11 protein-coding genes and 1 tRNA gene are annotated in these 9,956 nt (G+C 64.7%); 7 read left to right on the top strand and 5 right to left on the bottom strand.

The window, feature by feature from the left end; translation table 11 throughout:
* Nucleotides 1-158: 158 nt before the first annotated feature.
* Entirely contained in the window at nucleotides 159-1,364 is a 1,206-nt protein-coding gene (locus CWO91_RS40150; RefSeq protein ID WP_130220864.1) for a CaiB/BaiF CoA transferase family protein, read from the bottom strand.
* A 173-nt stretch (nucleotides 1,365-1,537) separates the two neighbouring features.
* Nucleotides 1,538-1,963 (bottom strand): organic hydroperoxide resistance protein, encoded by a 426-nt coding sequence (locus tag CWO91_RS40145; RefSeq protein ID WP_130220863.1) that lies wholly within the window; start codon nucleotides 1,961-1,963, stop codon nucleotides 1,538-1,540.
* A 155-nt stretch (nucleotides 1,964-2,118) separates the two neighbouring features.
* Here CWO91_RS40145 and CWO91_RS40140 point away from each other — a divergent pair, with 155 nt between their 5' ends.
* Nucleotides 2,119-2,580, top strand: coding sequence for a MarR family winged helix-turn-helix transcriptional regulator (locus CWO91_RS40140; RefSeq protein ID WP_130220862.1), 462 nt, complete (start codon nucleotides 2,119-2,121; stop codon nucleotides 2,578-2,580).
* Nucleotides 2,581-2,594: 14 nt separating this feature from the next.
* Here CWO91_RS40140 and CWO91_RS40135 read toward each other — a convergent pair whose 3' ends face one another.
* From CWO91_RS40135 to CWO91_RS40125, 3 genes are all read right to left on the bottom strand, one after another.
* Nucleotides 2,595-2,831 (bottom strand): GIY-YIG nuclease family protein, encoded by a 237-nt coding sequence (locus CWO91_RS40135; protein WP_130220861.1) that lies wholly within the window; start codon nucleotides 2,829-2,831, stop codon nucleotides 2,595-2,597.
* A 163-nt stretch (nucleotides 2,832-2,994) separates the two neighbouring features.
* Nucleotides 2,995-3,070 (bottom strand) — tRNA-Ala (locus CWO91_RS40130).
* Nucleotides 3,071-3,164: 94 nt separating this feature from the next.
* A complete protein-coding gene (locus CWO91_RS40125; RefSeq protein WP_130220860.1) occupies nucleotides 3,165-3,572 on the bottom strand; it encodes a TIGR02300 family protein in 408 nt (135 codons plus the stop codon).
* 156 nt (nucleotides 3,573-3,728) lie between these two features.
* Between CWO91_RS40125 and aroA the strand changes: the two genes are divergently transcribed.
* From aroA to CWO91_RS40090, 6 genes are all read left to right on the top strand, one after another.
* On the top strand, nucleotides 3,729-5,066 hold the full coding sequence (gene aroA / locus CWO91_RS40120) for a 3-phosphoshikimate 1-carboxyvinyltransferase (protein ID WP_165406042.1): 1,338 nt from the start codon (nucleotides 3,729-3,731) through the stop codon (nucleotides 5,064-5,066).
* Nucleotides 5,063-5,701 carry a (d)CMP kinase gene (gene cmk, locus CWO91_RS40115; protein WP_130220858.1) on the top strand — a complete coding sequence of 213 codons (639 nt, stop codon included), beginning with the start codon at nucleotides 5,063-5,065 and terminating at the stop codon, nucleotides 5,699-5,701. Before aroA ends, cmk begins: the two co-directional genes overlap by 4 nt.
* Before the next feature lie 265 nt (nucleotides 5,702-5,966).
* On the top strand, nucleotides 5,967-7,673 hold the full coding sequence (gene rpsA, locus CWO91_RS40110) for a 30S ribosomal protein S1 (RefSeq protein ID WP_165406041.1): 1,707 nt from the start codon (nucleotides 5,967-5,969) through the stop codon (nucleotides 7,671-7,673).
* 338 nt (nucleotides 7,674-8,011) lie between these two features.
* On the top strand, nucleotides 8,012-8,992 hold the full coding sequence (gene sppA / locus CWO91_RS40100) for a signal peptide peptidase SppA (protein WP_130220856.1): 981 nt from the start codon (nucleotides 8,012-8,014) through the stop codon (nucleotides 8,990-8,992).
* Between the two features lie 172 nt (nucleotides 8,993-9,164).
* Nucleotides 9,165-9,470, top strand: coding sequence for an integration host factor subunit beta (locus CWO91_RS40095; RefSeq protein WP_008539997.1), 306 nt, complete (start codon nucleotides 9,165-9,167; stop codon nucleotides 9,468-9,470).
* 72 nt (nucleotides 9,471-9,542) lie between these two features.
* The gene (locus CWO91_RS40090; RefSeq protein ID WP_130220855.1) at nucleotides 9,543-9,935 is read left to right on the top strand and encodes a lipopolysaccharide assembly protein LapA domain-containing protein; all 393 of its coding nucleotides are present in this window, start codon (nucleotides 9,543-9,545) and stop codon (nucleotides 9,933-9,935) included.
* Nucleotides 9,936-9,956: the final 21 nt, after the last annotated feature.

Genomic DNA, 9,956 nt, shown 5'->3' with positions numbered 1-9,956 from the left:
CTCCCGCTTGCTTGCGGGAGAGGTCGCGCCGAAGGCGCGGGTGAGGGCTCTCTCCGCTTGGGGATTGTCCCGTTTTGGAGACACCCTCTCCCCAGCCCTCTCCCGCAAGCCAAGCGGGGGAGGGAGCGGACCGGCGCCGCCGCTCAATCTCTCTTATCTCAGCGCTTGCGCTCGGGCCCGCAGACGGTGCCCTTTTCGACCATCGCGTCGATCTCCGCCCTGGAGTAGCCGAACTCGCCCAGCACCTCCGCCGAGTGCTGGCTGAATTTCGGCGGCAGGCGGCGCAGGCTCGGCTTGCTGCGGTCGAGCCGGATCGGCGAGGCCACGCCCTTGTACCAGTCCTTCTCGATGATATCGCCGCGCGCGATCGTGTGCGGGTTGGTCAGCGCCTGGTCGATCTTCTGCACGGGCCCTGCGGGCAGGCCGGCCGCGAGCAGTCGGTTGCAGAGCGGCTCGGCCTCGTGCTGGCTGAACACCGCGGCGAGCTCGGCGCGCAGCGCCTCGCGATTGGCGATGCGGTCCGTGTTGCGGGCAAAGCGCGGATCGGTGCCGAGCTCGGGCTTGCCGATCTCCTTGGCGAGCTTGCGGAAGGTGCCGTCATTGCCGACCCCGATGAAGATGTTGTCGGTCTTGGTTGGGAAGATCGCGTAAGGCACGAGGTTCGGATGCTCGTTGCCGGTGAGCGACGGCGGCTTGCCGTGCATGAAATAGTTCGCGGTGTGCGGATGCATGATGGCAAGGCCGGTCTCGTACAGCGTCGTCTCCAGGAACTGGCCCTTGCCCGAGCGCTGCCGCTCCGACAGCGCCATCAGGATGCCGATCGCCGCATAAAGTCCGGTGGTGATGTCGACCAGCGGCACGCCGATCCGCATCGGCCCGCTCTCCGGCGAGCCGGTCGCCGCGATCATGCCGGTCATGGCCTGGATGATGGCGTCATAGCCGGGATTGCCGCCGCGCGGACCGTCGGCGCCGAAACCGCAGATCCGGCAATGCACGAGGCGCGGGAATTTTGCGCGCAGCACTTCGTTGCCGATGCCCCATTTCTCAAGGGTGCCCGGCTTGAAATTCTCGATCAGGACGTCGGCCGTCTCCAGCATCTTGAGCAGCACGGCGCGGCCGCCCTCGGAGGCGAGGTCGAGGCCGATCGAGCGCTTGTTGCGGTTGATGCCGACGAAATAGGCCGCGTCCTCTTCGTGGAAGGGAGGGCCCCATTCGCGCACCTCGTCGCCCGCGGGCGGCTCGACCTTGATCACGTCGGCGCCGTGGTCGGCGAGGATCTGGGTACAGTAGGGACCGCCGAGCACGCGCGTGAGATCGATGACGCGCAATCCGCTCATGGCACCTGTGGCGGCTTCAGAACTCATGCCTTCGCTTCCCTGTGTCGACGTGTGATCACAGGCCTAGCGAGGTTCGTGCACGCCAGCAATGGCCCCGCGCGTAGGGCCGTATGCGCCGCAGCGCCTCTCCCGCGAAGTGGGAAATCCACGGAAGCGGCCGGCCCGAGGGGAATCTCGGGCCAGCCAATCCGCACTTCCGGTCAGACGACCGTCAGGCGAACGTCGACATTGCCGCGCGTGGCGTTGGAGTATGGGCACACCTGATGCGCCTTCTCGACCAGAGCCTCGGCCTCGGCGCGGGCCAGGCTCGGCAGCGAGATGGCCAGATCGATGTCGAGGCCAAAACCGCCCTCGGAGCGCGGACCGATGCCAACCGTCGAGGTGACTGAGGCGTCGGCGGGAACCTTGGGGCCGCCCTGCGAAGCCACGAACTTCATCGCGCCGATGAAGCAGGCAGCATAGCCGGCCGCAAACAGCTGCTCGGGATTGTTGCCGGCGCCGCCGCCGCCGCCGAGCTCCTTCGGCGTGGTCAGCTTGACGTCGAGCGCGCCGTCGAGGGTTGCGGCATGGCCGTCGCGGCCGCCGGTCGCCTTGGCACTGGTCTTGTAGAGGACGTTCACGGACATTTTCATCTCCCTGGGGGGGTCGGGTGGACGCGATCTGTATAGCAGACAATTAAATTGTGCTCAATCTAAATTGCGATGCCTCACATTTAATTGTTCGCAATTGAATATGCGGCCGCCCGGCCCCACAATGCGGGGCAAATCCCGTGAGAGTCCCCATGGCCCGGAAACCATCGGCAGCGGACGCGCCGCTGCGGCTCGACAACCAGATCTGCTTCGCGGTGTATTCGGCCGCTCATGCCTTCAACCGCGTCTACAAGCCGCTGCTCGACCGGCTCGGCCTGACCTATCCGCAATATCTCGTCATGCTGGTGCTGTGGGAGCGCGACGACGTGCCCGTCAAGGACATCGGCGAGAAGCTGTTCCTGGATTCGGGCACGTTGACACCGCTGCTCAAGCGGCTCGAGGCCGCCCACCTCGTGAGGCGCACGCGCTCGAGCGAGGACGAGCGTCAGGTGCTGATCGCCCTGACGCCGCAGGGCCACGCGCTGAAAGACAAGGCGCGCAGCGTGCCGCAATCGATTCTGGCGGCGTCGGACTGCTCGGTGCCGGAACTGGTCGCGATGAAGGACGAGATCGTCGCGCTGCGCGACCGGCTCAATGCGGTGATCGGGGAGTAGGGAAGTTCGGGCGACTAGAAGTGCTTCTTCGCGAACGCGCGCCCTGAGCCAGATTTCAGGTATCGTTCGAATGCGACAGTGCGTGCGGCGTCATCGAACGCGAAATAAGTTCGTATTCGCCAGGGCCCGTATTTCGACATGTGAGGCACCTCGCCGGCGTTATGCTTTGCCAGACGCGCCCGTAGATCGTCGGTGATGCCGACGTAGAAGTGCTCGGAATCGAGACTTTCGAGGATATAGACGTATTTCATGGGGTGCATCCTGAGGGCAGGATAGCACTGTGAAACCCGTCCTGGGCTATCGTGGATGGAGTCCGCCGTCGCCCTTCAGGCTATGGCGGGACAGCCTTCGCCCACTTCGCTACGAGGGACTTCCCGGGCTTGCCCAGCCGTAGCTCGCGAAGCGAGCGAAGGCTGGTGGAGCCAGGCGGGATCGAACCGCCGACCTCTTGCATGCCATGCAAGCGCTCTCCCAGCTGAGCTATGGCCCCTTAGCCTTAGACGGGGTGAATCTGGTGGATCACCCCAACCGGCGAGCCCTGGTGACTCGCGCGGTGCACCCTTTTTCACAGATCAGGGCTGATCTCAAGTCTCTTCATCACCTCCGACATCACCAATGATGTCGGTCACGTCCTCATCGCCTTCTTCCTCGTCGGCAATGAAGGTCGAATCATCGTCATCGTCGTCGTCGATGGTCTCGTCGACCTCGATATCGTCCTCGGACTCGGGCACGACAGCCTTGACCTTGCCGGTGTTCTCCTCGGCATCGGCCTCCTCGAGCGACACCAATTCCTCGGCCTCTGCCGGCTCCGGCGCGGTGTCCTGGGCCATGCTGCGGGCTTCGGCGCCGCGGGACGCACGTGCGGGGGCGACGGGGGCGATCGGCACCACCTCGCCGGTATAGGGCGAGATCACCGGAGTCTTGTTGAGGTCATAGAACTTCTTGCCCGTGGTCGGGCAAATACGTTTGGTTCCGAGTTCGGACTTGGCCACGGCAGGAATCCTGGGAATGTCTGAAAAGCGGTGCTTCACTTGGCTAGTTGGCGGCCCGCTGTCAATAGCGCATTACGGAAGAACGACATGCCCGTGACGGGGCGCGGACCATGTGGTACCTGCGGCCCAGCCTTCAAGGCATCCAAGGACACAATCTTGACCCATTCCGACCAACCGAGGCCGCTCCAGTCTCGCGCCAGCGGCTCCCTGACCGGGAAAGTACGGGTGCCCGGGGACAAGTCGATCTCCCACCGTGCCCTGATCCTGGGTGCGCTCGCGGTCGGCGAGACCCGCATTTCGGGCCTGCTCGAGGGCGAGGACGTCCTCAACACCGCCAAATCGATGCAGGCGCTGGGCGCCAGGGTCGCGCGCACCGGCGATTTCGCCTGGACGGTGAACGGCGTCGGCGTCGGCGGCTTCGCCCAGCCTAAGGCGGCGCTCGATTTCGGCAACTCCGGCACCGGCTGCCGCCTCGCCATGGGCGCCGTTGCGGGATGCCCGATCTCGGCGGTGTTCGACGGCGATGCCTCGCTGCGCAGTCGTCCCATGCGCCGAATCCTCGACCCGCTCGAACAGATGGGCGCCAGGGTCGTGTCGGGCAGCGAGGGCGGCCGTCTGCCGCTGACCCTCCAGGGCGCGCGCGATCCGCTGCCGATCACCTACAAGACCCCGGTCGCCTCGGCCCAGATCAAATCGGCCGTGCTGCTGGCGGGCCTGGCTGCGCCCGGCACCACAACGGTCATCGAGACCGAGGCCAGCCGCGACCACACCGAGCTGATGCTGAAGCATTTCGGTGCCGACATCACTTCGGTGCAGGAAGGCCAGCACGGCCGCCGCATCACGCTTCAAGGCCAGCCTGAGCTGCACAGTGCCGCCGTCGTCGTGCCCGCCGACCCCTCCTCGGCGGCCTTCCCGGTCGTTGCCGCGCTGATCGCCGAGGGCTCCGACGTCATCCTGTCGGACGTCATGACCAATCCGCTGCGCACCGGCCTGTTCACCACGCTGCGCGAAATGGGCGCCTCGATCGAGGAAAACGATGTCCGTCGCGATGCCGGCGAGCCGATGGCGCAATTGCGCGTGCGCGCCTCAAAACTGCGCGGTGTCGAGGTGCCGCCGGAGCGCGCGCCGTCGATGATCGACGAATATCTGGTGCTGGCGGTGGCGGCCGCCTTCGCCGAAGGCACGACGATCATGCGCGGCCTGCAAGAGCTGCGCGTCAAGGAATCCGACCGGCTCGAGGCCACCGCCGACATGCTTCGCGTCAACGGCGTGAAGGTCGAGGTCTCCGGTGACGATCTGATCGTCGAGGGCCGCGGTCACGTGCCCGGCGGGGGCGTTGTTGCCACCCATATGGACCATCGCATCGCGATGTCCGCGCTGGTGATGGGCTGCGCATCCGACCAACCCGTGACCGTTGACGACACCGCCTTCATCGCCACCAGCTTTCCGGATTTCATTCCGATGATGCGTTCGCTAGGGGCCGAGTTTTCATGATCATCGCCATCGACGGGCCCGCAGCCTCGGGCAAGGGGACGCTCGGCAAGCGCCTCGCCCACCATTACGGTTATCGTCATCTCGATACCGGTGTGATCTATCGTGCGGTGGCTTACGAGCTGATGCAGTCGGGTCACGATCTCCGCGATGAAGCGGCGGCGGTCGCGGCGGCGCTGGAGCTCGACCCCGAAAAGTTCGGCAATCCCGCCTTGAAGACCCAGAACGTCGGCGAGGGGGCCTCCATCGTCTCGGCGATCCCTGGGGTCCGCGAGGCCCTGGTCAATTTCCAGCGGCAATTCGCCGCTGATCCGCCCGGGGCCGTGCTCGATGGCCGGGATATTGGAACCGTGATCTGCCCCCATGCCGACGTGAAGATTTTCGTCGTCGCCGATCCCAAGGTCCGCGCTCATCGCCGGACCATGGAGGCTAGGGCGCGGGGGGAAGCGGCGGACGAGGCGGCCGTGCTCGCCGACATCATCCAGCGCGACGAGCGCGACAAGAACCGACCGATTGCGCCTTTAAGACCGGCCTCGGATGCTTACTTGCTTGATAACTCCCAACTCGATATAGAAGGCGGCGTCCGGGCCGCCATCGACATTATCGAGGCCGTCCGAGCGGGCCGGTCGCGGGGTTAAGCCGCAGCCGTCATTGGAGGAAGCGCCCGCTCCCGCTCTTTGAGGTCGATAACCTTCGGTCCCTGTTGGGGACCGGCGCGATCCAGGCTCCGGACAACGATTCCACGTATCGAACGCGCGGGCCTCAGCCGGCCCGCTTCCGCAGTTCCGGCGCCGAGCCGGAGCAGCGAGCGGTCGCTCGAAGGTCTTGCGGACCTTCCGACACTGCGTGTGCGATGCGCCCATGAACCCAACGGCCGGCAAGACATCCGCAACTGGAGAACAAATGGCTTTGACTTCTGCTGATACCTATAGCCCCTCGCGCGACGATTTCGCCGCGATGCTCGACGAGTCCTTCGCAGGTGGCAACCTGCAGGAAAGCTCCGTCGTCAAGGGCAAGGTGGTTGCAATTGAAAAGGACATGGCCGTCATCGACGTCGGCCTGAAGACCGAGGGCCGCGTGGCCCTGCGCGAATTTTCCGGCCCCGGCCGTGACAGCGACCTCAAGGTCGGCGACGAGGTGGAAGTGTTCCTCGATCGCATCGAGAACGCCCTCGGCGAAGCCGTGCTATCGCGCGACAAGGCGCGCCGCGAAGAGAGCTGGGGCAAGCTCGAGAAGGCGTTCCAGAACAACGAGAAGGTCAACGGCGTCATCTTCAACCAGGTCAAGGGCGGCTTCACCGTCGACCTCGACGGTGCCGTGGCCTTCCTGCCGCGCTCGCAGGTCGACATCCGTCCGATCCGCGACGTCGCGCCGCTGATGAACAACTCGCAGCCGTTCCAGATCCTCAAGATGGACCGCCGCCGCGGCAACATCGTCGTGTCGCGCCGCACCGTGCTGGAAGAGACCCGCGCCGAGCAGCGCCAGGAGCTGGTGCAGAACCTCGAAGAGGGCCAGGTCATCGACGGCGTGGTCAAGAACATCACCGATTACGGTGCGTTCGTTGATCTCGGCGGTATCGACGGCCTCCTGCACGTCACCGACATCGCCTGGCGCCGCGTCAACCACCCGACCGAGGTGCTCTCGATCGGCCAGACCGTGAAGGTCAAGATCATCAAGATCAACCACGAGACGCATCGCATCTCGCTGGGCATGAAGCAGCTCTTGGACGATCCGTGGCAGGGCATCGAAGCCAAGTACCCGCTGGGTGCCCGCTTCACCGGCCGCGTCACCAACATCACCGACTACGGCGCGTTCGTCGAGCTCGAGCCGGGCATCGAAGGCCTGATCCACGTCTCCGAGATGTCGTGGACCAAGAAGAACATGCATCCCGGCAAGATCGTCTCGACCTCGCAGGAAGTCGATGTGCAGGTGCTGGAAGTCGATTCCGTCAAGCGCCGCATCTCACTCGGCCTCAAGCAGACCATGCGCAACCCTTGGGAGGTCTTCGTCGAAGGTCACCCGACCGGTTCGGTGGTCGAGGGCGAGGTCAAGAACAAGACCGAGTTCGGTCTGTTCCTGGGTCTCGAAGGCGACGTCGACGGCATGGTCCACCTCTCCGACCTCGATTGGAAGCTTCCGGGCGAGCAGGTGATCGACAACTACAAGAAGGGCGACATGGTGAAGGCCGTGGTGCTCGATGTGGACGTCGAGAAGGAGCGCATCTCGCTCGGCATCAAGCAGCTCGAAGGCGACCCCTTCGCCGAGCCGGGCGATGTCAAGAAGGGCGCGGTCGTGACCTGCGAAGTGCTCGAAGTGAAGGAGAGCGGCATCGAGGTGAAGATCGCCGGTACCGACTTCTCGACCTTCATCAAGCGCTCCGAGCTCGCCCGTGACCGCAACGACCAGCGTGCCGAACGCTTCGCCGTCGGCGAGAAGGTCGATGCCCGCGTGATCCAGTTCGACAAGAAGGCCCGCAAGGTCCAGGTGTCGATCAAGGCGCTCGAAGTCGCCGAAGAGAAGGAAGCCATCGCGCAGTACGGCTCCTCCGATTCGGGTGCGACGCTCGGCGACATCTTGGGCACCGCGCTCAAGAACCGCGACAACAAGTAAGCGAAACGCAGGTTTCGCTGACATCAAAGCCCCGGCGCGAGCCGGGGCTTTTTTATTGCGGTGCTATGTCGTCCCGGCGAAGGCCGGGACCCATAACCACAGGGCGTGGTTTGGCGAAGACTCTTCGCTCGGTACGCCGACCGATCACAATTGATAGACTCCGCGGTATGGGTCCCGGCCTCCGCCGGGACGACAAGTGAGTGTGTGGCAGCGTCCGGGCCTGCACCGCAGCCAGCCTTGTTTTCTTCAAATTGCGCCGCAATTGATGTATCCAGATAAGCCGATAGTCACGCCGTGACGGCACAACGCGCTCCGTCTTTCATTTTGGAGATATTCCGATGTCGCTCGATTCGGACATCATCGTCGATCGCCGCAGGATCCGCCGCAAGCTGACGTTCTGGCGCGTGATGGCCGCGCTGATCGCGATCGCGGCGATTGCGAGCTTTGCGCTGATCGCGACGCCAGGTGCGCGCGGCACGTTCGTATCTGCCGGGTCGATTGCGCGTGTCCACATCGAGGGGCTGATCCGCAGCGATTCCGATCGCACCCAGGCGCTGGAGCGGCTGGAGAATTCGCAGGCCGCGGCCGTCATCGTTCACATCAACTCGCCGGGCGGCACCACCGCGGGCTCCGAGCAGCTCTATGATTCGCTCACCCGGCTGAAGGCGAAGAAGCCGCTTGTTGTCGTGGTCGAGGGCCTTGCCGCCTCCGGCGGCTACATCACCGCGATCGCGAGCGACCACATCATCGCCCAGCAGAGCTCGCTGGTCGGCTCGATCGGCGTGTTGTTCCAGTATCCGAACGTGACCGAGCTCTTGAAGACCATCGGCGTCAAGGTCGAGGAGGTGAAGTCGTCGCCGCTGAAGGCCGCGCCCAACGGTTTCGAGCCCACCAGCCCCGAGGCGCGCGCCGCACTCGATGCGCTGGTGAAGGACTCCTACGCCTGGTTCAGGGGATTGGTGAAGGAGCGGCGTGGCATGGATGACACGCAGCTCGAGAAAGTTGCCGATGGCCGCGTCTTCACCGGCCGCCAGGCGATCGATCTCAAGCTGATCGATCAGATCGGCGACGAGAAGGCGGCCGTGACTTGGCTGGTCGAGCAGAAGGGCGTCAAGAAGGGGCTCAGCGTGCGCGATTACAAGCTCCAGCCGCGCTTCGGCGATCTGCCATTCCTGAAGACGGCGGCCGCCGTGACGTTGGAAGCGCTGGGTTTAGGCTCGATTGCGCATCAAATCGGGCAAACCGGCGTCGCACAGGCAGTCGATCGGTTCGGAATGGATGGAATGCTGGCCCTGTGGCAGCCGGCCGCGTCAAACTGACCGGAACTGAGCGAGTCCGAGAGGTTTTTCCCGCGGGGCGGGTGCCGGGTCAGCCTGCTTTTTCGGCATTTGTCACGCATTTTCGCGACGCTCAACCCTGATTTAGCGTCTTGACAGATCACGGTATTTTCACGGAAATGGTCGTCCGCACGCTTCCGGGTCCTATCTCTCGATGATCAAATCCGAACTTGTTCAGCGCATCGCCGAGCACAACCCGCATCTGTACCAGCGGGATGTCGAGAACATTGTGAATGCGATTCTCGAAGAGATCGTAGCGGCCCTCGCACGCGGTGACCGCGTCGAGCTGCGCGGCTTCGGTGCCTTCTCGGTCAAGCATCGCCCGGCACGCGCCGGGCGCAATCCGCGCACCGGCGCCCATGTGCCGGTCGACCAGAAGAGCGTTCCGTTCTTCAAGACCGGCAAGGAAATGCGCGAGCGGCTCAACCGCGACCATCCGGATCCCGGCGCGGCAGACTGAGGCCGGCGTCAGGGTTTCCCTGCGGTCGCGCATGATGCGGCCGCAAGCTTGATTCAAGGCGAGCGAAGCGAGATGCGAAAGTTCCTGACCGCGCTGATCGTGATTCCGCTGGGCCTGCTCCTGGTGGTCTTCGCCGTCGCCAACAGGCATTTCGTCACCGTCTCCTTCGATCCCTTCCTGTCGTCCGACCCGTCGCTGTCGGTCACCTTGCCGCTGTTCCTGCTTTTGATCCTGGCCGCCGCCCTTGGCGTCCTGGCGGGTGGATGCGCCGTCTGGCTCGGCCAGCGGCACTGGCGGCGCGCGGCCCGACGGAATGATGCGGATGCACGGGCTGCCAGGGGCGAACTGGCCGATCTGCGGGCCCAAATGGCCGCAGCGAAGCCCGGGTCCCAGCGCCTCCCCGTCGCCTCGGGGGTTGGCCTTTACGGGCCCATCGGGCGAGACAAGCAGCGCGCGACGTTGTAGAAGCGGCCGCAACCGAAAACC

This window comes from Bradyrhizobium genosp. SA-3 (genome assembly GCF_004212635.1).
GTDB lineage: Bacteria > Pseudomonadota > Alphaproteobacteria > Rhizobiales > Xanthobacteraceae > Bradyrhizobium.
The sequence above is the reverse complement of the archived record's forward strand: the minus strand, read 5'-3'. Positions and strand labels throughout refer to the sequence as shown.